17 protein-coding genes are annotated in these 23,699 nt (G+C 62.8%); 9 read left to right on the plus strand and 8 right to left on the minus strand.

The annotated features are described in order from the left end of the window. Positions 1-347 precede the first annotated feature (347 nt). The 8 genes from ACMCNM_RS17865 to ACMCNM_RS17900 all read right to left on the minus strand — a co-directional run bounded on the left by ACMCNM_RS17865 (position 348) and on the right by ACMCNM_RS17900 (position 14,126). Positions 348-1,835, minus strand: coding sequence for an efflux transporter outer membrane subunit (locus ACMCNM_RS17865; RefSeq protein WP_412765068.1), 1,488 nt, complete (start codon positions 1,833-1,835; stop codon positions 348-350). Beyond that, the gene (locus tag ACMCNM_RS17870) at positions 1,832-4,939 is read right to left on the minus strand and encodes an efflux RND transporter permease subunit (RefSeq protein ID WP_412765069.1); all 3,108 of its coding nucleotides are present in this window, start codon (positions 4,937-4,939) and stop codon (positions 1,832-1,834) included. The genes ACMCNM_RS17865 and ACMCNM_RS17870 overlap by 4 nt, the downstream gene beginning before the upstream one ends. Further along, positions 4,936-8,034 carry an MdtB/MuxB family multidrug efflux RND transporter permease subunit gene (locus ACMCNM_RS17875; protein ID WP_027593593.1) on the minus strand — a complete coding sequence of 1,033 codons (3,099 nt, stop codon included), beginning with the start codon at positions 8,032-8,034 and terminating at the stop codon, positions 4,936-4,938. The genes ACMCNM_RS17870 and ACMCNM_RS17875 overlap by 4 nt, the downstream gene beginning before the upstream one ends. After that, the gene (locus ACMCNM_RS17880; RefSeq protein WP_027593594.1) at positions 8,031-9,302 is read right to left on the minus strand and encodes an MdtA/MuxA family multidrug efflux RND transporter periplasmic adaptor subunit; all 1,272 of its coding nucleotides are present in this window, start codon (positions 9,300-9,302) and stop codon (positions 8,031-8,033) included. The genes ACMCNM_RS17875 and ACMCNM_RS17880 overlap by 4 nt, the downstream gene beginning before the upstream one ends. 202 nt (positions 9,303-9,504) lie before the next feature. Continuing rightward, the gene (gene tpx / locus ACMCNM_RS17885) at positions 9,505-10,005 is read right to left on the minus strand and encodes a thiol peroxidase (RefSeq protein ID WP_252823768.1); all 501 of its coding nucleotides are present in this window, start codon (positions 10,003-10,005) and stop codon (positions 9,505-9,507) included. A 168-nt stretch (positions 10,006-10,173) separates the two neighbouring features. Next, the gene (locus ACMCNM_RS17890) at positions 10,174-11,454 is read right to left on the minus strand and encodes a serine/threonine transporter (protein ID WP_412765070.1); all 1,281 of its coding nucleotides are present in this window, start codon (positions 11,452-11,454) and stop codon (positions 10,174-10,176) included. A gap of 240 nt (positions 11,455-11,694) precedes the next feature. Then, positions 11,695-12,891, minus strand: coding sequence for an aromatic amino acid transaminase (locus ACMCNM_RS17895; RefSeq protein WP_027593597.1), 1,197 nt, complete (start codon positions 12,889-12,891; stop codon positions 11,695-11,697). 209 nt (positions 12,892-13,100) lie between these two features. Beyond that, complete coding sequence (locus tag ACMCNM_RS17900; protein ID WP_186703579.1) at positions 13,101-14,126, minus strand: Ldh family oxidoreductase; 1,026 nt, start codon at positions 14,124-14,126, stop codon at positions 13,101-13,103. Positions 14,127-14,269: 143 nt separating this feature from the next. On the opposite strand from ACMCNM_RS17900, the gene ACMCNM_RS17905 reads away from it, so the two are divergent. From ACMCNM_RS17905 to ACMCNM_RS17945, 9 genes are all read left to right on the plus strand, one after another. Then, positions 14,270-15,142 carry a MurR/RpiR family transcriptional regulator gene (locus ACMCNM_RS17905; protein ID WP_027593599.1) on the plus strand — a complete coding sequence of 291 codons (873 nt, stop codon included), beginning with the start codon at positions 14,270-14,272 and terminating at the stop codon, positions 15,140-15,142. Positions 15,143-15,163: 21 nt separating this feature from the next. Beyond that, complete coding sequence (locus ACMCNM_RS17910; protein WP_099429094.1) at positions 15,164-15,916, plus strand: transporter substrate-binding domain-containing protein; 753 nt, start codon at positions 15,164-15,166, stop codon at positions 15,914-15,916. A 171-nt stretch (positions 15,917-16,087) separates the two neighbouring features. Beyond that, positions 16,088-16,807: an ABC transporter permease gene (locus tag ACMCNM_RS17915; protein ID WP_027593601.1), complete on the plus strand. Its 720-nt coding sequence runs from the start codon at positions 16,088-16,090 to the stop codon at positions 16,805-16,807. Next, positions 16,804-17,514: an ABC transporter permease gene (locus tag ACMCNM_RS17920; protein ID WP_412765071.1), complete on the plus strand. Its 711-nt coding sequence runs from the start codon at positions 16,804-16,806 to the stop codon at positions 17,512-17,514. Before ACMCNM_RS17915 ends, ACMCNM_RS17920 begins: the two co-directional genes overlap by 4 nt. A gap of 16 nt (positions 17,515-17,530) precedes the next feature. After that, positions 17,531-18,775, plus strand: a complete 1,245-nt coding sequence (locus tag ACMCNM_RS17925; protein WP_412765072.1) for an NAD(P)/FAD-dependent oxidoreductase — start codon at positions 17,531-17,533, stop codon at positions 18,773-18,775. Positions 18,776-18,795: 20 nt separating this feature from the next. Next, positions 18,796-19,578, plus strand: coding sequence for an amino acid ABC transporter ATP-binding protein (locus ACMCNM_RS17930; protein WP_027593604.1), 783 nt, complete (start codon positions 18,796-18,798; stop codon positions 19,576-19,578). A 427-nt stretch (positions 19,579-20,005) separates the two neighbouring features. Beyond that, positions 20,006-20,815: a gamma-glutamyl-gamma-aminobutyrate hydrolase family protein gene (locus ACMCNM_RS17935; RefSeq protein WP_099429091.1), complete on the plus strand. Its 810-nt coding sequence runs from the start codon at positions 20,006-20,008 to the stop codon at positions 20,813-20,815. Positions 20,816-21,263: 448 nt separating this feature from the next. Further along, positions 21,264-22,175 (plus strand): 5-dehydro-4-deoxyglucarate dehydratase, encoded by a 912-nt coding sequence (kdgD, locus tag ACMCNM_RS17940; RefSeq protein WP_027593606.1) that lies wholly within the window; start codon positions 21,264-21,266, stop codon positions 22,173-22,175. Positions 22,176-22,279: 104 nt separating this feature from the next. Next, positions 22,280-23,641 carry an MFS transporter gene (locus tag ACMCNM_RS17945; protein WP_099454424.1) on the plus strand — a complete coding sequence of 454 codons (1,362 nt, stop codon included), beginning with the start codon at positions 22,280-22,282 and terminating at the stop codon, positions 23,639-23,641. Positions 23,642-23,699 lie beyond the last annotated feature (58 nt).

Raw genomic sequence — 23,699 nt, forward strand, 5'->3', positions numbered from 1 at the left:
GACTCAGCGGCTACCAAAGCCCAGTCATGCGCACGTCTTTGTAATCGATGGACTCGCCCCCGCCGAGGCATCACAGTGCCACGGTGGCGTTCAAAGAAGCCAACGGCAGCGAGGGCGAGACCATGAAGAAGCGATACATAGATGCAACCGGGTTCCTAAGTTCAAAAGCAGCTAGACAGTGTGGGCGAGTCCATACATAGGAGCAGCCTTGTGCTGCGAAGAGGCCCGTATGCCTGGCAAAGATGTAGTAGCCGTAAGGGCCTCTTCGCAGCACAAGGCTGCTCCTACAGTGATCGAGGCATGGGGCCACGAAGTGGCACTTATAGCCCAGCATGAATGGCCGGCCATCACTCCTGTTCGGCAAACGCCTGCTCGGCATCCCAGCCGCCGCCCAGCGCAGCAATCAGTTGCACACTGGCCACCAACCGCCCCTGCAGCAGGTTCAGCACACTGCGCTCGTTGCTCAGCGCGGTGGTCTGCACGTTCACCACATCCAGGTAGCCAATCAGCCCTGCACGGTACTGATTTTCAGTCAGGCGCAGCGACTCACGCGCCGCGTCCAGTGCCTCCTGGCGCACCACCGCTTCATCGCCGTACACCTTCAGCTGCACCAGGAAGTTCTCCACCTCCTTGAAGCCATCCAGCACGGTCTGGCGGTACTGCGCCACGGTCTGGTCGTACACCGCGACGGTGCGGTCCACCTCGGCGCTACGCTTGCCCGCATCGAACAAGGTCATGGCCAGCGAAGGCCCCACCGACCAGTAACGGTTCGGCAGTTCGATCCAGTTGCTGAAGCTGCTGCTGGAATACCCGCCACTCATGCTCAGGCTCAGGTCGGGGAAGTAAGCGGCCCGCGATACCCCGATATTGGCATTGGCTGCCATCACATTGCGCTCGGCCGAGGCAATGTCCGGGCGGCGTTCGAGCAACTGCGAGGGCAACGTCACTGGAATTTGCGGCAGCGCTGGGATGGTCTTGCTGTCTGCCAGGGCAAAATTCGCCGGGGCCTTGCCCAGCAACACGGCAATGGCATTTTCGAACTGCGCACGCTGCCAGATCAGGTCGATCAGGTCCGCCTGGGTGCTCTTCAGCTGCGTGCGCGCCTGCGCCACCGCATCCGGGCCAGACACACCGGCACGGTATTGGTTTTCAGTCATGCGCAGCGAGCGTTCGTAGGTGGCCACGGTCGCTTCCAACAGGCGCTTCTGCTCGTCGATCACACGCAACTGCAGGTAGTTCTGCACCAGCTCCGACTGCTGGCTCAGGCGGATCGAGGCAAGGTCGGCGAAGCTGGCTTCGGCACTGGCTTCGTTAGCGTTCAAGGTTTCACGCAGCTTGCCCCACAGGTCGATTTCCCAGCTCACGCCGAGCTGGGTGTTGTAGGTGTTGCGGATGCCGCTGCTGTTGTTCGACAGGCTGGAACTCGAGCTTCCAGTACCCTGGGCAGAGCGGTTCTTGCTGGCGCTCAAGTCCAGGCTGGGGAACAGCGCGGCGCGGCTGCTGCGCACCAGGGCCTGGGCCTGACGGTACTGGGCCTCCGACTGCGCTACCGTCTGGTTGCTGCGGTTGAGCTCTTCGACCAGCGCATTGAGCCCGGCATCGCCGTAGACTTCCCACCAGGCGCCACGGGCGATCGCGTCCGAGGGCTTGGCCTGGGTCCAGCCCTCGGCCTGCTTGTAATGCGCCGGGGTGCTCAGCTCGGGGCGGTGGTAGTCCGGGCTCAGGGTACAGGCACTGAGCAGCGCCACGCACAGACTGGCGCCGAGCAGACGCGAGCCACGCCCCAGGGTCAATGACTGCAGGGCACGGTGAAGCGGTGTCTGGGCAAAATTCATAGCGGGGTTTCCAGAGCGGCGTCAGTGCGTACGCCGCGCCAATGGTTGAAACGGTGACGCAGGCGGTCGAGGTACAGGTAGACCACCGGCGTCGTATAAAGGGTGAGGATCTGGCTGAAGACCAGGCCGCCGATGATGGTCAAGCCCAAAGGCTGGCGCATTTCCGCCCCCTCGGCACGGCTCACCAGCAACGGCAAGGCGCCGAGGATGGCCGCCAGGGTGGTCATCAGGATCGGCCGCAGGCGCAGCAGGCAGGCGCGGCGGATCGATTCCTCCGGCGACAGGCCTTGTTGGCGCTCCAGCTGCAGGGCCAGGTCGATCATCAGGATCGCGTTCTTTTTCACCACGCCAATCAGCAAGAACAGGCCCAGCAGCGAGATCAGGCTGAACTCGCCTCCGGTGACGTAGAGCGCCAGCAAGGCACCGACGCCGGCCGAGGGCAGGGTCGACAGAATGGTCAGCGGGTGAATGTAGCTTTCATACAGAATGCCCAGCACCAGGTACACCAGCACCAGCGCGCCCAGAATCATGAAGGGTTGGCCCTCCTGGGTCTTGGCAAAGGCGTCGGCGGTGCCACCGAGTTTGGCGATGACTTCCTCGGGCAGGCCAAGCTTGGCCACCGCCCGCTCCACTGCAGCCATGGCCTGGTCGGGGCTGTAGCCTTCGGCAACGTCGAAGGCGATGTCTTCGGAAGCGAACTGGCCTTCGTGGCTGACCCGGTCATTGGCCAAGCTGTTTTCGTAGTGGGCGATGGTCGACAACGGCACGCGGGCACCGTCGCTGGTGATCACCTGCACCTGTTCCAGCGTGCTCGGGTCCCAGGCGTATTTCGGGTTGATCTCCAGCACCACCTGGTACTGGTTGAGGCTGCCGTAGATGGTCGAGATCTGCCGCTGGCTGTAGGCGTTGTTGAGCACCGTGGTCACCATGTCCATGTCGATGCCCAGGCGCTTGGCCTGATCACGGTCGACCACTAGGGTAACCTGCGGGGTACCCGCGCCATCACGGGCGTCGATGGCGGTCAGTTCGGGCAATGCGCGCACTGCCGCGACCACTTTCGGGAACCACTCGCGAAGGGCCGCCAGGTCGCCACTCTGCAAGGTATAGAGGTACTGCGACGACGTCTGGTCACGCCCACCGCCACCTAACTGCAGGTCCTGGTCGGCCATCAGGAACAGCCGCCCGCCGGGCACCTTGGGCATCTCTTTGCGCAGGCGCTCGATCACCTTCTGGGCATCCATCTTGCGCTCGCTGATCGGTTTCAGGCGCACAATCACCATCGCATTGTTGGTGCCACTGTTGCCGCCGATGAAGCCAGCAACGCTCTGTACCGCAGGGTCGGCCAGCAAGGCGCGGCGGTAGGTTTCCATCTTCGGCTGCATCACGCTGAACGACAGGCCATCGTCACCACGGATAAAGCCAATCAATTGGCCGGTGTCCTGCTGCGGCATCAGCGTCTTGGGCACCACCACATACAACGCGATGTTGATACCGATGGTGGCCAGCAGGCTCAGCAAGGTCAGGCGCTTGTGCCGTAGCACCCAGCCGAGGCTGCGGTCATAGCCGTTGACCATGCGCTGATGAACCTTGTCGCTCCAGCGCTGTAGGCGGCTCTGTTCGGCCTGGTGCGGTTTCAGCCAACGGGCGCAGAGCATCGGCGTGAGGGTCAGCGAGACCACCAGCGAGACAATGATTGCAGCCGCCAGGGTGATGGAAAACTCCTGGAACAGGCTACGTACGATACCCCCCATGAACAGAATGGAGACGAACACCGCCACCAACGAAACGTTCATCGACAGCAGCGTGAAGCCCACTTCCTTGGCACCGAGGAACGCCGCACGCATCGGCGGCTGGCCGTCCTCGATGTGCCGGGAGATGTTTTCCAGCACCACAATGGCATCGTCAACCACCAGGCCCGTGGCCAGGATCAGCGCCATCAGCGACAGGTTGTTGAGGGAGAAACCGCACAAATACATGACCGCGAACGTGCCCACCAGCGACACCGGTACTGCCAGGCTGGGGATCAACGAGGCACGCAGGCTGCCGAGGAACAGGTAGACAACCAGAATCACCAGCCCCACCGCGATCAGCAGCGTGTGCTCAGCCTCCTTGAGGGTGGCTTTGATCACCAGCGAGCGGTCCATGGCCACGTTCAGCTGCACGCTGGCTGGCAACAACGACTGCAACGCCGGCAACTGCGACTTGATCTGGTCGACCGTCTCGATGATGTTGGCGCCGGTCTGGCGGTTGACCACCAGCAACACCGCGCTCTGGTCGTTGAAGAAGCCGCTGTTGTAGCGGTTTTCAACGCTGTCTGTGAGGGTGGCGACGTCGGACAGGCGCAGGATAGTGCCGTTCTGCTGGCGTATCACTACCGGCTCGTAGTCCTTCGCCGTTTCCAACTGGTCATTCGCCCGCACCTCCCAACTGCGCTCGGCATCCTCGACGAAGCCCATGGGCCGGCGTTGGTTGGCGTTGGACACGGCGGTACGCACCTCGTCCAGCGACAGGCCGTACTGGTTGAGCAACTGCGGCTCCACCGAGATGCGCACGGCGGGCAGCGAACTGCCGCCGATCTGCACCTCCCCTACCCCGGATACCTGGGCCAGGCTCTGGGACAGGATGGTGTCAGCCAAATCGTACAACTGGCCTTTCTTCAGCACGTCAGAGGTCAACGACAGCACCATGATCGGTGCCTGCGAGGGGTTGATCTTCTTGTACGTCGGCATGCTGCGCATGCCACTGGGCAGCAGGTTACGGGTGGCGTTGATCGCCGCCTGCACCTCACGCGCCGCACCGTCGATGTCACGGCCCATTTCGAAGCCGATGACCACCCGCGTCGAGCCCTGGTTAGAGCTACTGGTCAGCGTAGTGACGCCCGCGATACTGCCCAGCTTGCGTTCCAAAGGCGTGGCCACCGTGGCGGCCATCACCTCCGGGCTGGCGCCGGACAGGTTGGCCTGCACCACGATCACCGGGAAGTCCATCTGCGGCAGCGGCGCAACCGGCAACAGGCCGAAGCTGACGCCGCCCAGCAGCATGATCGCCAGGCTCAGCAGCATCGTCGCCACCGGGCGACGAATAAACGGTCCGGACAGGTTCATGCCTCAGCCTGCTTGGCATCAGTGGCCGGGCGCCAACGACGGGCCAGGCGGTCGAAGTACAGGTAGATGACCGGCGTAGTGAACAGTGTCAGCACCTGGCTGACCAGCAGCCCGCCCACCATCACCAGGCCCAGCGGCTGGCGCAGCTCGGCACCGGACCCGGTCGCCAGCATCAGCGGCACGGCGCCGAACAGCGCGGCCAACGTCGTCATCAGAATCGGCCGGAAACGCAGCAATGCGGCCTGGTAGATGGCGTCCTGCGGGCTCATGCCCTGGTTGCGCTCGGCTTCCAGGGCAAAGTCGATCATCATGATCGCGTTTTTCTTGACGATGCCGATCAGCAGGATGATGCCGATGATGGCGATCATCCCCAGGTCATTGCCACTGATGAGCAGCGCCAGCAAGGCCCCCACCGCCGCCGAGGGCAAGGTCGAGAGAATGGTCACCGGGTGGATGTAGCTCTCGTAGAGCACACCCAGCACGATGTACATGGTCACCACCGCAGCGAGAATCAGCAGCAAGGTGCTCGACAGCGAGGCCTGGAAGGCTTCTGCAGCACCTTGGAAGCGGGTCTGCACGCCGATCGGCATGCCGATGTCCTGCTGCACCTGTTCGATCACCTTGACCGCCTCGCCCAGCGACGCGCCATGGGCCAGGTTGAACGACATCATCACCGCCGGGAACTGGCCGATGTGCGAGATCGCCAACTGCGCCTGGCGCTGCTCGATACGGGCCAACGCCGACAGCCGCACCTGGCCGCCATCGGTGGCCTTGACGTGGATCGACTCCAAGGCCTGCGGGCCGATGCTGGCGGCGGCTTGCGACTGCAGCACCACGCGGTACTGGCTGGCCTGGGTGTAGATGGTCGAGATCTGCCGCTGGCCAAAGGCGTCGTACAAGGCGTTGGTGATCTGCGAAACCGAGATGCCCAAGCGGCTGGCCATGTCGCGGTCGATCACCAGGTACACCTGCAGGCCCTTGTCCTGCAGGTCGCTGGCCACATCGGCAAGCTCTGGGCGCTGTTGCAGCGCCTGCACCAGCTTGCCGCTCCACTGCGCCAGCAGGTCGGCGTCAGGTGACGACAGGCTGAACTGGTACTGGGTGCGGCTGACCCGGTCCTCGATACTCAAGTCCTGCACCGGCTGCATGAACAGGCGGATACCCACCAGCTTGTCGAGCTGCGGCTGCAGGCGGCTGATGACCTCGCCAGCGGTCACATCCCGCTCGCCGTGCGGCTTGAGGTTGATCAGTAGGCGCCCGCTGTTGAGCGTGGCGTTGTCGCCATCCACGCCGATGTAGGACGACAGGCTCTGCACCGCCGGGTCCTGCAGGATCACCTTGCTCAGCGACTGCTGGCGTTCGCTCATGGCGGCGAACGAAGTCGACTGTGGCGCCTCGGAAATACCCTGGATCACGCCGGTGTCCTGCACCGGGAAGAAGCCCTTGGGCACGGCGATGTACAGGACCACGGTGAGCCCCAGGCTGGCCACGGCCACCAGCAGGGTCAGCGGCTGGTGTTTGAGCACCCACTGCAGGCCACGGCCATAATGTTCGATGAGCCAGTCGATCCAGGCGCCGCTGGCGCGGTAGAAACGGCCCTGCTCTTCTTCCTTGGGCTCACGCTTGAGCAACCGCGCGCACATCATCGGCGTAAGGGTCAACGACACGACCAGGGAAATCAGAATCGCCACCGCCAGGGTGATGGCGAACTCGCGGAACAGGCGGCCGACCACGTCGGCCATGAACAGCAGCGGAATCAGGACCGCGATCAGCGAGAAGGTCAGCGATATGAGGGTGAAGCCAATCTGCCGGGCGCCCTTGAGCGCGGCCTGCATCGGCGTTTCGCCTTCTTCGATGTGGCGGGAGATGTTCTCCAGCATGACGATGGCGTCATCCACCACGAAGCCGGTGGCAATAGTCAGAGCCATCAGGGTCAGGTTATTGACCGAGAACCCGGCCAGGTACATCACGCCAAAGGTGCCGATCAACGACAGCGGTACGGCGATCGAGGGGATGATGGTGGCGCTGAAACGACGCAGGAACACAAAGGTGACCATAACCACCAGGACGATGGCGATCAGCAGCTCGTGCTGCACGTCCTTGACCGCGGCGCGGATGGTCTGGGTGCGGTCGGTCAGTACCGATACGTCCAGGCCGGCAGGCAGGTTATCGGTGATCGAGGGGAGCAGTTCCTTGATCCGGTCGACCACCTCGATGACGTTGGCGCCCGGCTGGCGCTGGATATTCAGCAACACCGCCTGGTTTTCGTTGGCCCAGGCCGCGAGGCGCTCGTTTTCGGCACCATCGACGATCTCGGCGACGTCCTTCAGGCGCAGCGGCGCGCCGTTGTTATAGGACAGGATCAGGTTGGCGTATTCCGCGGGGGAGCGCAGTTGATCGTTGGCATCGAGCATCGACACCCGGGTCGGGCCATCGAAGTTACCCTTGGGCTGGTTGACGTTGGACGCCCCGATCAGCGTCCGCACGTCCTCGAGGTTGAGGCCGTTGGCGGCCAACGCATCGACGTTGACCTTGATACGTACCGCCTGACGCTGGCCGCCAGCGATGCTGACCATACCCACGCCACTGATCTGGGCAAGCTTCTGGGCCACACGGGTGTCGACCAAGTCGTTGAGCTTGGGCAGCGGCATGGTCTTGGAGGAGATGGCCAGGGTCAGCACAGGCGTGTCGGCCGGGTTGACCTTGTTGTAGACCGGTGGCGCCGGCAAGTCGCTGGGCAGCAAGTTGCTGGCAGCGTTGATCGCGGCCTGCACCTGCTGCTCGGCAACGTCCATGTTCATGTCGAGGCTGAAACGCAACGTCAGCACCGACGCCCCGCCGGAGCTGGTCGAGGCCATCTGGGTCAGCCCCGGCATCTGCCCGAACTGGCGTTCCAGCGGCGCGGTGACCGCACTGGTCATGACTTGCGGGCTGGCCCCTGGGTACAGGGTCATGACCCGGATGGTCGGGTAGTCGACCTGCGGCAGCGCCGAGACTGGCAGCAGCTTATAGGCAATCAGGCCGGCCAGGACGATGGCCAGCATGCTCAGCGTGGTGGCGACCGGGCGCAGGATGAACAGGCGCGAGAGGTTCATGCGCCCGCCTTGCCTGCTTCACCGGCTTGGGCCGAGCCCTTGGCGTCCTGGCCCTGCAGGTGCTGGCCTGGGGTGGTTGGCACCTGCGAGCTGTCTTCGACCACCTCTACCTTGGTGCCTTCACGCAGGCGATCGGTGCCTTCCAGCACCAGGCGATCGCCGGCAGCCAGGCCTTCAACGATCACGCTGTTCTCGCCGTCGCTGGCGCCAACCTTGAGCTTGCGGATATTGACGGTGTTCTGGGCATTGACCACATAGGCAAAGGTGCCATCGTTGCCAAACTGGATAGCCGCAGCCGGGGCCAGCACCACCTGTTTGAGGGTGTCGGCCAACAGGCGCACATTGACGAACTGGTTGGGGAACAGCGCCAGGTCCTTGTTCTCGAAGCGGCCCTTGAACTTGAGGGTGCCGGTGGTGGTGTCGATCTGGTTGTCGATACTGCCCAGTACCCCGGTGGACTGCAGCTTGCTGTCGCTGCGGTCCCACGCCTCGACCGGCAGGCTGGCGCCGCTGCGGTAGCGTTCCAGCACGGTGCTCAGTTCGGTTTCTGGCAGGGTGAACGCGACGTTGATCGGCTCGGTCTGGGTGATGACCACCAGCGCGGTAGCGTCGTTGGCAGCCACCAGGTTGCCCAGGTCAAGCTGGCGCAGGCCTACCCGGCCATTGATCGGCGAGCGGATCTGGGTGAAATCGAGGTTCAGGCGCGCATCGCTGACCTGTGCCTGGTTGGTCTTGACCAGGCCTTGGAATTGCGCGACCTGGGCTTCTGCGGTGTCGAGGGTCTGCTTGGCGATGCTGTCCTCGGCATACAGGCCTTTATAGCGCGCCAGGTCGACCTGGGCGTTTTTCAGCTGTGCCTGGTTCTGCGCCAGGGTGCCTTCGGCCTGCTGCAAGGCGATGCGGTAGCTGCGAGGGTCGATCTCGGCCAGCAGTTCACCAGCCTTGACCTGTTGGCCTTCCTTGAAGTGGATCTTGACCAGCTCACCGGCCACACGGCTGCGCACGTTCACGGTGTTGGTCGCGGTGACCGTGCCCAGCGCCTTGTAGTACAGCGGGAAATCGCCCACCCGAACCGGCTCAACACGCACCGGCACCGGGTCGCTGGAGGCCCCGAAACCTGGGCGCCCGCCTTTGCCCATGCGCCCGCTGCTGGCTTCTTTATGTGCAGGCGATGCGGGCCACAGCCACCAGGCCAGCAAGGCCACCAGCAGCAGGATCAGCAGGCCGACGAGCCAGCGACGGGGGGAACGGGAATTGGACGCTTGCATGGGTTGAACGAACCTTGTTCGGAGTGACGACTTGGGAGGGTTGAACGATAAGCACTGGCATCGTTTTAGCAAAGGCCCTTTACCAGAGGTTTACCTTTGCCTGACGTTGCCAAAACACTGAACTTTAAACGAAAACGGCCCGGAAATCGTTCCGGGCCGTTACAGGGTGTTGCTTGGAGCGGTGGGCGGGGCTGGAGTTCCCTTACTTCAGAACAGCCAGCGCAGCCTCGTAGTTCGGCTCGTCAGCGATTTCACCGACCAGTTCGCTGTGCAGCACGTTGTCGTTTTCGTCCAGCACGACCACTGCACGTGCAGCCAGGCCAGCCAGCGGGCCGTCGGCGATGGCCACACCGTAGTTCTCGAGGAACTCGGCGCCACGCAGGGTCGACAGGTTCTTCACGTTCTCCAGGCCTTCGGCACCGCAGAAGCGCGCCTGGGCGAATGGCAGGTCGGCGGAGATGCACAGCACCACGGTGTTGGCTACATCGTTGGCCTGGGCATTGAACTTGCGCACCGACGTGGCACAGGTTGGGGTGTCGACGCTCGGGAAGATGTTCAGCACCTTGCGCTTGCCGGCGTAGTCCTGCAGCGACTTGTCAGCCAGGCCTTCACCCACCAGCGAGAAGGCTGGCGCCTGAGCACCGGCTTGCGGCAGGTTGCCCTTGACCTGAACCGGGTTGCCTTTGAGAGTCACTTGAGCCATGGACGAAATCCTTATGCGGGGTTTGAAAAGGACACCGAGTTAAGCATGAAGGCGGCCGGGTGCCTATGGGTGAAGCAAAAATTGTTTTATTGCCAGACAATTCTTGTGGACAAAAAAATGCCCAGGTCGCAACAGGCGACCTGGGCATTGCTTGTCACGGGCGGTGGATCAGCTCAGCAAGCCGTAAACCACCGACGTCAGCGCAACCACGCCAACCGCGACCACGAACACGTTGGACATCGCCCCACTGTACTTGCGCATCGAAGGCACGCGGCGAATGGCGTACATCGGCATTAGGAACAGCAGCACCGCGATGACCGGGCCGCCCAGCGATTCGATCATGCCCAGAATGCTTGGGTTGAGGGTGGCGACGATCCAGCACACCACCAGCATCAGCGCAGCGACCACGCGGTCCAGGGCTTTGGCGCCCGGGCGCGCGCCGGTTTTGGCAATGATGCCTTTCAGGCCTTCACTGGCACCGATGTAGTGGCCCAGGAACGACTTGGCGATAGCAATGAAGGCAATCAGCGGTGCGGCAAACTCAATGGTCGGGTTGCTGAAGTGGTTGGCCAGGTACGACAGGATCGACAGGTTCTGTGCCTTGGCTTCAGCCAGCTGGGCGCTGCTGAGGGTCAGCACGCAGCTGAAGACGAAGAACAGCACCATGGCCACCATCAGCAGGTGGGCGCGGGCGAGGATCTGGCCGCTGCGCTCATCGGCATGCTCGCCGTAACGGCGCTTCTGGTCGACCGCGAACGCCGAGATGATCGGCGAGTGGTTGAACGAGAACACCATCACCGGAATCGCCAGCCACACGGTGTGCAGGAAGGCCGAGCCCGACGGCAGCTGGGTGGCGCTGTCGAGAATACCACCGGTCCAGTGCGGTACCAGGTACAGGCCCAGCAGCGCCAGGGCCACGATGAACGGGTAGACCAGCAGGCTCATGACCTTGACCGTGGCCTGCTCACCGCAGCGCACAATGGCCAGCAGGCCCAGGATCAGCACGAACGACAAGATCGCCCGCGGCGGCGGCGTCATGTGCAGCTGGTGCTCCATGAAGCTGGTGACGGTGTTGGTCAGCGCCACGCTATAGATAAGCAGGATCGGGAAGATGGCGAAGAAGTACAGCACGGTGATCAATGCACCGGCGGTAATGCCGAAATGTTCCTCGACCACTTCGGTGATGTCCCCGCCCTTGCGCCCGGAGAGGACGAAACGGGTCAGGCCACGGTGGGCGAAGTAAGTCATCGGGAAGGCCAGCACGGCCAGGATGATCAGCGGCCAGAAGCCACCGAGGCCAGCATTGATGGGCAGGAATAAAGTACCTGCGCCGATGGCGGTGCCGAACAGGCCCAGCATCCAGGTGGTGTCTTGACGTGCCCAGCTGCCCAAGGCTGCCGGGGTCGATTCTTCATAGCGCCGTTCGACGCTTGGGGTCTGCTCATTCATTCCGGGTGTAGCTCCACTCGCAAGACTGCAACAGGGCTGGGAATGGCGAACCAGACGCTTCGCGCTCCCCAACCAAAAAAGAGGGGCGCGATTGTGCACTGAAAGTGGGCGGTTGCGAAGCCCCGTCCGAGGGACGGTTGCACTTGTCATGACAACTGGGTGAAACCGGGGGCCGCTTCGCGCCCCATTCGCGGCGCAAGGCCGCTCCTACAGGTGTTGCGCGAAGCGGCCCCTATCACATCACTTCTGAACGGCGGCGAACGCCTCGGCAACCCGTTGCAGGTTGGCCGGACGCAGGCCGGACATGCATACCCGGCCGCTGTCGATCAGGTAAACGCCGAACTCGTCACGCAGGCGACGCACCTGCTCGACGCTGAAACCGGTGTAGCTGAACATGCCGCGTTGGCGCAGGAAGAACTGGAAGTCCTGGCCTGGCAGCAGCGTGGCCAGCGCATCGACCAACGCCTGACGCATGTCCAGGATGCGTTTACGCATCACTTCGACTTCAGCCGCCCATTGGGCATTGAGCGCGGCATCGCCCAGTACGCCGGCGACCAGTTGGGCACCGAAGTTGGGTGGGCTGGAGTAGTTGCGGCGCACGGTAGCCTTGAGCTGGCCGAGCACGCTCTGCGCGGTGGCGTCATCGTCGCAGACCACCGACAGGCCCCCTACCCGCTCGCCGTACAGCGAGAAGATCTTCGAGAACGAGTTGCTGACCAGGCACGGTACGCCGGCACGGGCCATTTCACGGATGGCGTAGGCGTCTTCCACCAGGCCTTCACCAAAGCCTTGGTAGGCGATGTCGAGGAACGGGATCAGCTGACGTGCCTTGACCACTTCCACCACCTGCTGCCACTGGTTCTGGTCCAGGTCGGCGCCGGTCGGGTTGTGGCAGCACGGGTGCAGCAGCACGACGCTGTTGGCCGGCAGGGTCTGCAGGGTTGCCAACATGCCGTCAAAGTCGACGCCACGGCTGACCTGGTCGAAGTACGGGTAGGTATGCACCTTGAACCCGGCACCTTCGAAGATGGCGCGGTGGTTGTCCCAGGTCGGGTTGCTGACCCAGACTTCGGACTGCGGGAAGTAGCGCTTGAGGAAGTCGGCACCCACTTTCAGTGCGCCAGAACCACCCACGGTCTGCACGGTGGCCACGCGGCCGCCGGTCACGGCCGGGTGATCGGCACCGAACAGCAGTGCCTGGATGGCTTGGCGGTAGCTGGCAAGGCCTTCCATCGGCAGGTACAGCGACGCTTCGTGAGCAACGCCTGCGATGCGTTTTTCGACGGCATCCACCGCCGCCAGTTGTGGCACCACGCCGGCTTCATCGTAGTACAGGCCGATACTCAGGTTGACCTTGTCGGCGCGGGGATCGGCCTTGAAGGTTTCCATCAGCGAGAGGATCGGGTCGCCGGCATAGGCATCGACATGTTTGAACACAGCGTGCAGCTCCTTGGATCAGGACAGTTCGGAATGGCTGCCCTGAGGATACCCGGAGTCGCGGTGGAGGAACATCACCGATTGTGCAGGTTGTCTATGCAAGATTGCACAGCCCTAGATTCGTGCTGCCTGTAACGGCCCTTTCGCGGGTAAACCCGCTCCCACAACGCCAAACCTGTGGGAGCGGGTTTACCCGCGAAGAGGCCGGTTCAGGCAACTAATGCCTTGAGGCCCTGCAGTTCCTGCTCGGTCAATGCCACGCCCTCTTCCTCGGCCACCTCGCGCTCGCGGTAACGCCGCTCCCCGGGCATCCGCGTCAGGCCCACGGCCTGCATCTGCTCCACCAGCTCGCGGCTGCGCTGGGCAAACCGCTCGCCTTCGGCCTTGCTCGGGTCGATGACGATGATCAACTGCCCGGTCCAGGGCGTTTTGGCCCCAGGGTGCGAGGACCAGTCGAACTCCCACGAGAAATGGCCGCCCGTCAGCGCCGCCGCCAGCAGCTCGACCATCATCGACAACGCCGACCCCTTGTGACCGCCAAACGGCAGCAAGGCGCCGCCTTCGAGAATGGCCTTGGGGTCGGTGGTCGGCTGGCCGTTGGCATCTACGCCCATGCCCTCGGGCAACTGCTGGCCGGCCCGTGCAGCGATCTGCACATCGCCATGGGCCATGGCGCTGGTGGCCATGTCAAAGACGATCGGATCATGTTCGGCACACGGCGCGGCAAAGGCGATGGGGTTGGTGCCAAACAGCGGTTTGCGTGCACCATGCGGCACCACGCAGGTCATGCTGTTGACCACACTCAGGGCCACCAGGCCCTCTTCGGCGAACGGCTCTACATCCGGCCACAGCGCCGCGAAGTGGTGCGAGTTGTGGATCGCCAGCACTGCGATGCCGGCATTGCGTGCCTTGGCCACCAACAGCTCACGGGCCGCCGCCAGCGCCGGCTGAGCAAATCCGCCCGCTGCATCGACACTCACATAGCCAGCCGCCACGTCGCTGACCTTCGGCCTGGCCTGGCCATCGACCCAGCCACTGGCCAAGGTCGAGACATAGCCCGGAATACGGAACACACCATGGCTGTGAGCACCATCGCGCTGGGCGCTGGCGCAGTTGTGGGCCAGCACCTGGGCCACGGTCTCGCTGCAGCCATGACGCTGGAGGATCGCCTGCAACAGGTTCTGCAGCTCGGTAAAAGGCACACGCACGGCAGTGCCAGTGGAAGGTGCGGACATCTGAAGCTCCTTGTTGGAATTAGAGTGGCTACAGCGTTGCAACGACAAAAACTTTCCTGCATGTGACAGCTATCTGTCAAATATTGACTTGATGACAGAAAACATTCATTTTCTATCGCAAGCCTCACCCCCGGAGAAACAGCATGAGCCAACCGATCAAGCAACGCCTGGAAAACAGCCTGCAAGGGGCTGCCGCCTCAGGCCGCACGATCGCCAGCTACATGCTTGCCAACCTGCACGAACTGCCCTTTCAGACCTCGGCCAGCATCGCTGCCAAGCTGGGTGTCAGCGAATCCAGTGTTGGCCGTTTCTGCCGCTCGTTAGGTTATGCCCACCTCAAGGCGCTCAAGCAAGACCTGCAGAACGACCTGGGCGATGGCCCGTGGCTGGTCGGTGACCGCCTGCAAGACTACCGCCAGAACCATGATGCCAGCGACAACGCCGGCAGCCTGGAGCTGGAAATCGCCGCACTGGTGCGTGTGCACGAGTACCGCCAGAGCGAGCCCTGGCATCGCGTGGCACAGCGCCTGGCAAGCAAACCACGGGTGTTCATCGCCGGCTTTCAAACCGAGCGCGGCGTTGCCATGTGCATGAGCCACCTGCTGCAGTACCTGCGCGATGGCGTACAACTGGTCGACCTCAGCGCCGGGCACTTCGGTGAGGTGCTGTTGGGCCGCGCCGAAGACAGCGCACTGGTGGTGTTCGAGGCGCGTCGTTATTCCCGCCACGCCCTGCAGCTGTGCCAAAAGGCGCGCGAGGCTGGCATTGCGGTCACCCTGGTGACCGACACCTTCTGTGACTGGGCCGATGCCAACGCCGACGAGGTGTTCCGCATCCCCACCGAATTCAACCTGTTCTGGGAATCCACCGCGACCATGCTGTCGTGGGTGCACCTGATGGTCAACGAGGTCTGCAAGAAGCTCGGGCCGGATGTTGAAAAACGCTTGGAAGCGACTGCCGCTCTACATAACGAATTCGTCGGCTACACCTCGTGGCCGGCGGGAAAACAACAATAGCAAGAGTGCAAGAGGTGCGAGATGAACAAGACCATGGCTATGGTAGGTGCGTGTGCCCTGCTGCTGGCGGGCGCCGCCAGTGCTGAAACCCTGCGTTTCGCCACCGAAGGTGCCTACCCGCCCTTCAACTATGTCGACGCCGATAACCAGCTGCACGGCTTCGACATCGACATCACCCACGCCCTGTGCGAACAGATGAAAGTCGAATGCACCCTGGTCGCCCAGGATTGGGAAGGCATCATCCCGGCCCTGATGGCGCGCAAGTACGACGCCGTGGTCGCGTCCATGATCGATACCGAAGAGCGCCGCAAGAAAATCGCCTTCACCGATCATTACTACCGTACCCCGCTGACGGTGGCTGTAGCCAAGGACAGCAAGATCACAGACGCCCAGAACAACTTCGTCGGCTACACCGTGGGCGCCCAATCCTCGTCTACCCAAGCCATCTATGCCGAAGACGTCTACGGCAAGGCCGGTGCCGACGTGAAGCTCTACCCGACCATGGATGAAGCCAACGCCGACCTGGCCGCAGGCCGCCTGGATGGCGTGATCGCCGACAAGTTCCCCCTGCACGAGTGGATGACCAAGAACGGCCAGGACTGCTGCAAGATCCTCGGCGACGTGGCCGACACCAAGGCCGACGCGGCCATTGCCGTGCGCAAGGATGACGAGGCGCTGCGCCAACGCCTGAATACCGCACTGCAACAGATCGTTGCCAACGGTACCTACCAGAAGATCGCCAGCAAGTATTTCGCCTTCGATATCTACAACTGATCTTCAGGAAACGACGCAATCCTGTAGGAGCAGCCTTGTGCTGCGAAAGGGCCACAAAGTGGCCCCCTGCAATCTGTGCCGCGGCATACACCCTGGGGCTGCTCCGCAGCCCTTTCGCGACACAAGGCCGCTCCTACCAAGAGAACGCGTTGCCCACCTTAGGGGTTTGTCATGCTCGATCAATTGTCCTTGCTGTCCTTCGCCAGCGGAGGCTGGGGCCAGGCGTTGCTGGCCGGCGCCTTGGTCACCGTTTCGCTGGCCCTCGCCTGCCTGCCCATCGGCCTGCCGCTGGGCCTGGCCGTAGCGTTTGCCGCACGTTCGCGCAAACGCCTGCCACGGGCCTGGGCCACGACCTTTTCTACCGTGTTCCGCGGCCTGCCCGAACTGCTGACGCTGCTGATCATCTATTACGGCTGCCAGATCGCCGCGCAAAAAGTGTTGGCCGCCCTCGGCTATCAAGGCGAATTCCTGATCAACACGTTCCTGGCCGCCATGATCGCCTTCAGCCTGGTGTTTGCCGCATTCTCCAGCGAAATCTGGCTGGCAGCCTTCAAGACCCTGCCCAAAGGGCAACTTGAAGCGTGCTCGGCACTGGGCCTGAGCAAGCGCACAGGCTTCTTCAAGGTGGTGCTGCCACAACTGACGCGCATCGCCCTGCCCGGCCTGTCCAACAACTGGTTGTCGCTGCTCAAGGACACCTCGCTGGTGTCGACCATCTCGCTGGTCGACCTGATGCGCCAGACCAACCTGGCCGTCAGCGTGACCAAAGAGCCGATGTTCTTCTATGGCGTTGCCTGCCTGGGTTACCTGCTGTTCTCGGCGGTCTCGGGACGGGTCTTTGCCTTCATCGAACGGCGCAGCAGCCGTCACCTGCAAGGAGCCCGGGCATGAATATCGAACAATGGCTGGCAGTCGTCCTCGACCCGGACCTGCTGGAACGCTACGGCCCGCGCTTCGTCGATGGGCTGCTGGTGACAGCCAAGCTGGTGGCGATTTCATTCACCCTAGGCGCCGTGCTCGGCCTGTTGCTGGCACTGGCACGCTTGTCGCGCAGCCAGTTGCTGCAGCGCCTGTCGGCCGGTTATGTGTACTTCTTCCGCGGCTCGCCGCTGCTGGCGCAGTTGTTCCTCCTTTACTACGGCCTCGGCTCGTTGAAAGGTTTCTGGCAGGACGTCGGCCTCTGGTGGTTCTTCCGCGAAGCGTGGTTCTGCACGTTGCTGGCATTCACCCTGAACACCGCCGCCTACCAAGCCGAGATCTTCCGCGGCAGCCTGATGGCCGTCGCGCCTGGGCAGCATGAGGCGGCGCGGGCACTGAACCTGAGCCGCTCGACCACCTTCTTCAAGGTGATCCTGCCACAGTCGCTGCTGGTGGCCATCGGCCCACTGGGCAATGAACTGATCCTGATGATCAAGGCCAGCGCGATTGCTTCGCTGGTGACCATCTACGACCTGATGGGCGTGACCAAACTGGCGTTCTCGCGCAGTTTCGACTTCCAGATCTACCTGTGGGCCGCCGTGCTCTACCTGGTGATCGTCGAGCTGGTACGGCGCCTCCTGAAACACCTGGAAGCCCGCCTGGGCCGCCACCTGAACTGACCGAAGGATACGTTCCATGCATTGCCAGACTCTCGTTCTCGGCGCCGGCATTGTCGGCGTCAGCACCGCGCTGCACCTGCAGGCGCGCGGGCGCCAGGTGATTCTGATCGACCGCGACGAACCCGGCAGCGGCACCAGCCATGGCAATGCCGGGCTGATCGAGCGCTCCAGCGTGATTCCGTATGCCTTCCCCCGGCAAGCGGGCGCGCTGCTGCGCTACGGCCTGAACCGCCAGCCCGACGTACGCTACAGCTTGCTGCACTTGCCCAAGGCCGCACCGTGGCTGTGGCGCTACTGGCGCCAGTCGGCACCGGGGCGCCTGGCGGGTGCCGCCGCCGACATGCTGCCGCTGGTACAGCGCTGCGTCGAAGAGCATGACGCGCTGATCGATGCCGCCGGCCTGGAAGGGCTGGTTCAGGCCAAAGGCTGGATCGAGGTGTTCCGCGACCCGGCCCTATTCAAGCAGGCCAAGGAGGACCTCAAAGGCTTGAGCCGTTACGGCCTGCAGTACGAGATTCTCGAATGCGGGCAGCTTCAGGCACGCGAACACCAACTGGACAGCACCGTGGTGGGTGGCATTCATTGGCTCGACCCGAAGACCGTGAACAACCCCGGCGCCCTCACCCGCGGCTATGCGGCGCTGTTCGTCAAACGTGGCGGGCAGTTCCTGCATGGCGATGCGCGCAGCCTGCGCCAGGCCGAAGGGCAATGGCAGGTCGACAGCCGTCGCGGCCCGGTCACCGCCGACGAAGTGGTGGCCTGCCTCGGCCCACAGTCGGCCGACCTCTATGAAGGCCTTGGCTACCAGATCCCGTTGGCGATCAAGCGCGGCTACCACATGCACTACGCCACCCGTGACGGTGCGCAACTCGAGCATTCGATCTGCGATACCCAAGGCGGCTATGTGTTGGCGCCCATGGCCCGGGGCGTGCGCCTGACCACCGGTATCGAGTTTGCTGCCAGCGACGCGCCAGGCAACGAAATCCAGCTGCGCCGCTGTGAAGCCTTGGCCCGGCGGTTGTTCCCGGCACTCGGCGAACGCCTCGATGACGCGCCGTGGCTGGGCCGGCGCCCGTGCCTGCCAGACATGCGCCCAGTGATTGGCCCAGCGCCGCGGCACAAAGGCCTGTGGTTCAACTTCGGGCATGCACACCATGGCCTCACCCTGGGCCCGGTCAGTGGCCGGCTGCTGGCAGAACTGCTGACCGGCGAGCGCCCGTTTACCGACCCTGCGCCCTACAGCGCGACACGTTTCGACTGAACCCTGCGGAGAACAACAATATGACCGCCCCTTTGAGCCTTGCCAGCCTTGCTCCAGCACCCGACCCGCGCCCGGTACTGATCCGTATCGAGGGTTTGAACAAGCACTATGGCGCGTTTCATGTCTTGCGCGACATCGACCTGCAGGTCCGCGAAGGCGAACGCATCGTCCTGTGCGGCCCGTCCGGTTCGGGCAAGTCGACGCTGATCCGCTGCATCAATCGCCTGGAAGTGGCCGAAAAAGGCAGCGTCCAGGTGGATGGCACCGACCTGGCCGCCACCACGCGCCAGGCGGCGCAGATCCGCAGCGAGATCGGCATGGTGTTCCAGCACTTCAACCTGTTCCCGCACATGAGCGTGCTCGACAACTGCCTGCTGGCCCCCACCAGCGTGCGCGGGCTGTCGCGCAAGGACGCCGAGGAACGCGCGCGCATGTACCTGGCCAAGGTCGGCATCGAAAGCCAGGCGCACAAATACCCCAGCCAGCTGTCCGGTGGCCAGCAACAACGCGTGGCCATCGCCCGCGCCTTGTGCATGAAACCCCGCATCATGCTGTTTGACGAGCCGACCTCGGCGCTGGACCCAGAGATGGTCGCCGAGGTGCTGGATGTGCTGGTAAAGCTGGCCGACACGGGCATGACGATGCTCTGCGTCACCCATGAAATGGGCTTTGCCCGGCAGGTGGCCGAGCGGGTGCTGTTCCTTGAAGGTGGGCAGATCATCGAAGACAGCCCGCCTCAGGTGTTCTTCAACCAACCGAAGACCGAGCGGGCCAAAGGGTTCCTGGCGCAGATACTGCACTGATCCGTGTAGGAGCAGCCTTGCGCTGCGAAGAGGCCAGTGACAGCACCGTAAATCTTCGTGGCTGCCACTGGCCTCTTCGCAGCACAAGTCCATCGATTACAGGTGGCGTGCCAATGCATACGCCGCCTTCATTGCACCGCTGCAATGAACCAACTGCGTCGTTAAATATAATTGACCTCACCCCCTGCCAAACCCTTGCCGCCACAGGCCTGCAACGGTTTAACCCCCCTGAAATCGGCGTATAGCCCCCTCTAAAGCCTCTACCAGTCGTTTGACATATCGAACGGCTCTGGCAAGCTAGTAACAAGTCCCGACCGGAATCGTCGCCTCTGACGAGCCGGCAGTGCTCGGGGCTTCAGGTCGCACTCAAGGCCCCGGCCGTGCGCCTGCACAACAACGACAGGTCGAACCTGTCCCAAGGTGACATATGTCCAACAGCAACATTGGCAACAAGCAACCTTCCCTGCGCAAACCCGTCGTTCTGATGACCATGGGCAGCCAAGAGCGCAAAGGCCATGACTATCAGGTCATGACCCACAAATACATTACTCCGCTGGTCGACTTCGCCGGTTGCGTCCCGGTCCTGGTGCCCACCTGCTGTGGCACTGAAGACCTCGAGACCTACTTGGACATGGCCGACGGCGTCTACCTGACCGGTGCCGGCAGCAACATCGACCCGGCCCTGTACGGCCAGGAAAACGAAACCCCCGGCAAAGGCCAGGACAAGGCACGCGACCTGTTCGACATCCCGCTGGTCAAGGCAGCCCTTAAGCGTGGCCTGCCGATCTTCGGCATCTGCCGTGGCATGCAGGAAATCAACGTGGCGCTGGGTGGCGACATCTACCAGAAGGTGTACGCCGAGCCAGGCTTCAACGACCACCGCGAAAACCCCGAAGACCCGGTCGATGTGCAATATGCCCAAGTGCATGCCGTGAAGGTCAAGCCAGGCAGTTGGCTGCGCGACACCCTGGGCTGCGACGAGATCCGCGTGAACTCGCTGCATGGCCAAGGCCTGCGCAACCTGGGTAAAGGCATCGAGCCAATCGCCCTCGCCGAAGACGGCCTGGTCGAGGCTATTCATGCCCCGAGCATTTCGCCCTTCCTGTTCGCGGTGCAGTGGCACCCCGAGTGGCAAGCCGCGAAAAACCCTGATTCGATCAAGATCTTCCAAGCCTTCGGCGACGCTTGCCGCGCCCAGGTTCGCAAGTCCCAGGTCAAGCACCATCAGGCTGCCTGACACAAAGCTTCGTTAGCTTTGATCGCGGGGCGGCGCAAGGCCGCCCCCGCTTCCCCGGTCACCCTCTGCTGGTCCCAGAACACTTCCCGTGGATGCGGGCGGCGGGCTTGCGCCTGTCTCCGCGATCGTTTTTTCCTTCCCCCTCAAGAGATACGATGACTGTTTGCCATGAACCTGGGTGCCAGGCTTCATGCATGATCGGTTTTCGCCTACTACGCCCCATTCGCGGGCAAGCCCGCTCCCACGGGGTTTTCTAGGTGCTGAATGTTTGCGCTTTCCCTGTGGGAGCGGGTTTACCCGCGAAAGGGACGCCTGCAGAAACACGCCTTCCTCAGCCCATCAGGGAAAAAAAATGCATCGAGGGACTAGTCATCGTACAAGTTGTACGATAACTTACCTCCATCGCTTCTACACACCCTCACCCAAGCGCCACAGGATGCCTATAACAATGAATCCACAAGAACTGAAATCCATCCTCTCCCACGGCCTGCTGTCTTTCCCGGTCACCGACTTCAATGCCCAGGGCGACTTCAACCAGGCGGGTTACATCAAACGCCTGGAATGGCTGGCCCCTTATGGCGCCAGCGCCCTGTTCGCAGCCGGCGGTACCGGTGAGTTCTTCTCCCTGGCGGCCAGCGAATACAGCCAGGTGATCAAGACTGCCGTCGACACCTGCGCCACTTCGGTACCGATCCTCGCCGGCGTTGGTGGCTCGACCCGCCAGGCCATCGAATACGCGCAAGAAGCCGAGCGCCTGGGAGCCAAGGGCCTGCTGCTGCTGCCGCACTACCTGACCGAAGCCAGCCAGGACGGCGTCGCCGCCCACGTCGAAGCCGTGTGCAAATCGGTGAAGATCGGTGTAGTGGTCTACAACCGTAACGTCTGCCGCTTGAACGCCGACCTGCTGGAAAAACTCGCCGAGCGTTGCCCGAACCTGATCGGCTACAAAGATGGCCTGGGTGATATCGAGCTGATGGTGTCGATCCGCCGCCGCCTGGGCGATCGTTTCAGCTACCTGGGTGGCCTGCCGACCGCCGAAGTGTATGCTGCTGCCTACAAGGCCTTGGGTGTGCCGGTCTACTCGTCGGCCGTGTTCAACTTCGTGCCAAAGACCGCGATGGACTTCTACCACGCCATCGCCCGCGAAGACCACGCCACCGTTGGCAAGCTGATCGACGACTTCTTCCTGCCGTACCTGGACATCCGTAACCGCAAGGCCGGCTACGCAGTCAGCATCGTCAAGGCGGGCGCCAAGATCGCCGGTTACGACGCTGGCCCGGTGCGCACGCCGCTGACCGACCTGACTGCTGAAGAATACGAAATGCTCGCAGCCCTGATGGACAAGATGGGTCCGCAATAAGCGAACCCCCGCGGCCTGTCTCAGCCGCACCCGGAGTGGGAAGCCCCCACTCCGGTTACACCTCGTGAGCCCGCACAAAAATAACTAGTGGGAGTACTACCAGCATGCAAGCGACTAAGAAGACGCATGTGCGCTACCTGATCCTGTTCATGCTGTTTCTGGTGACCACGATCAACTATGCCGACCGCGCTACCATTGCAATCGCAGGCTCCAGCCTGCAGAAAGACCTCGGCATTGACGCCGTCACCCTCGGTTATATCTTCTCTGCCTTTGGATGGGCTTACGTGGCCGGCCAGATCCCTGGTGGCTGGCTGCTCGACCGTTTCGGCTCCAAGAACGTCTACGCCTTCAGCATCTTCACCTGGTCGCTGTTCACCCTGTTGCAAGGGTTTGTCGGTGGCCTGCCGGTGGCATGGGCAATCGTAACGCTGTTCACCCTGCGTTTTCTGGTCGGTTTTGCCGAAGCCCCGTCGTTCCCGGGCAACGCCCGCATCGTCGCGGCCTGGTTCCCCACCGCAGAACGCGGCACGGCCTCGGCCATCTTCAACTCGGCCCAGTACTTCGCCACCGCACTGTTTGCCCCGATCATGGGCTGGATTGTCTTCAGCTTCGGTTGGGAACACGTGTTCGTGGTCATGGGCGGCCTCGGCATCCTGTTCTCGTTCGTCTGGATGAAGACCATCTACAACCCCAAGCAACACCCGCGCATCAGCCAAAGCGAGCTCGAGCACATCGAGCAGAACGGCGGCCTGGTGGACATGGACCAGAAACGCGGCAACGACGGCCCGAAATGGGGCTACATCAAGCAGTTGCTGACCAGCCGCATGCTGCTGGGCGTGTACCTGGGCCAGTATTGCATCAACGCCATCACCTACTTCTTCCTGACGTGGTTCCCGGTGTACCTGGTGCAAGAGCGTGGGATGACCATCCTCAAGGCGGGCATCATTGCCTCGCTGCCGGCCATTTGCGGCTTCATCGGTGGCGTGCTGGGCGGGGTGCTGTCGGACTGGCTGCTGCGCCGCGGCAATTCGCTGACCTTCTCGCGCAAGCTGCCGATCGTCTGCGGCCTGTTGCTGTCGACCACCATGGTCTTCTGCAACTACGTCGACGCTGAATGGATGGTGGTCGGTTTCATGACCTTGGCCTTCTTCGGCAAAGGCATTGGTGCACTGGGCTGGGCTGTGGTCGCCGACACCTCGCCCAAGCAGATCGCCGGCCTTTCGGGCGGCCTGTTCAACACCTTCGGTAACATCGCCTCGATCACCACGCCCATCGTCATCGGCTACATCATCAGCGCCACCGGTTCGTTCAAGTGGGCCCTGGTGTATGTAGGCGCCAACGCCCTGGTCGCGGTGTTCAGCTACCTGGTGATCGTCGGCCCGATCAAGCGCATCGAGCTGCATGAAACCCCAAAGGCTGAAGCCGACGTCACCGCCAATGGTGACCTGGCAAGCGCCCGACACTGAGTGAACACGCCCGCGCCCGGCACCTGCCGGCCGCGGGCGGATGTATAAAGCCTGAGCA

The sequence above is a fragment of the Pseudomonas sp. NGC7 genome (assembly GCF_047159675.1).
GTDB lineage: Bacteria > Pseudomonadota > Gammaproteobacteria > Pseudomonadales > Pseudomonadaceae > Aquipseudomonas > Aquipseudomonas kermanshahensis.

What these genes read in the sequence shown, in the direction of transcription:
- ACMCNM_RS17865 (WP_412765068.1), bottom strand. Translation starts at nt 1,835, where the DNA reads ATGAATTTTGCCCAGACACCGCTTCACCGTGCCCTGCAGTCATTGACC.
- ACMCNM_RS17870 (WP_412765069.1), bottom strand. Translation starts at nt 4,939, where the DNA reads ATGAACCTGTCCGGACCGTTTATTCGTCGCCCGGTGGCGACGATGCTG.
- ACMCNM_RS17875 (WP_027593593.1), bottom strand. Translation starts at nt 8,034, where the DNA reads ATGAACCTCTCGCGCCTGTTCATCCTGCGCCCGGTCGCCACCACGCTG.
- ACMCNM_RS17880 (WP_027593594.1), bottom strand. Translation starts at nt 9,302, where the DNA reads ATGCAAGCGTCCAATTCCCGTTCCCCCCGTCGCTGGCTCGTCGGCCTG.
- tpx (WP_252823768.1), bottom strand. Translation starts at nt 10,005, where the DNA reads ATGGCTCAAGTGACTCTCAAAGGCAACCCGGTTCAGGTCAAGGGCAAC.
- ACMCNM_RS17890 (WP_412765070.1), bottom strand. Translation starts at nt 11,454, where the DNA reads ATGAATGAGCAGACCCCAAGCGTCGAACGGCGCTATGAAGAATCGACC.
- ACMCNM_RS17900 (WP_186703579.1), bottom strand. Translation starts at nt 14,126, where the DNA reads ATGTCCGCACCTTCCACTGGCACTGCCGTGCGTGTGCCTTTTACCGAG.
- ACMCNM_RS17905 (WP_027593599.1), top strand. Translation starts at nt 14,270, where the DNA reads ATGAGCCAACCGATCAAGCAACGCCTGGAAAACAGCCTGCAAGGGGCT.
- ACMCNM_RS17910 (WP_099429094.1), top strand. Translation starts at nt 15,164, where the DNA reads ATGAACAAGACCATGGCTATGGTAGGTGCGTGTGCCCTGCTGCTGGCG.
- ACMCNM_RS17915 (WP_027593601.1), top strand. Translation starts at nt 16,088, where the DNA reads ATGCTCGATCAATTGTCCTTGCTGTCCTTCGCCAGCGGAGGCTGGGGC.
- ACMCNM_RS17920 (WP_412765071.1), top strand. Translation starts at nt 16,804, where the DNA reads ATGAATATCGAACAATGGCTGGCAGTCGTCCTCGACCCGGACCTGCTG.
- ACMCNM_RS17925 (WP_412765072.1), top strand. Translation starts at nt 17,531, where the DNA reads ATGCATTGCCAGACTCTCGTTCTCGGCGCCGGCATTGTCGGCGTCAGC.
- ACMCNM_RS17930 (WP_027593604.1), top strand. Translation starts at nt 18,796, where the DNA reads ATGACCGCCCCTTTGAGCCTTGCCAGCCTTGCTCCAGCACCCGACCCG.
- ACMCNM_RS17935 (WP_099429091.1), top strand. Translation starts at nt 20,006, where the DNA reads ATGTCCAACAGCAACATTGGCAACAAGCAACCTTCCCTGCGCAAACCC.
- kdgD (WP_027593606.1), top strand. Translation starts at nt 21,264, where the DNA reads ATGAATCCACAAGAACTGAAATCCATCCTCTCCCACGGCCTGCTGTCT.
- ACMCNM_RS17945 (WP_099454424.1), top strand. Translation starts at nt 22,280, where the DNA reads ATGCAAGCGACTAAGAAGACGCATGTGCGCTACCTGATCCTGTTCATG.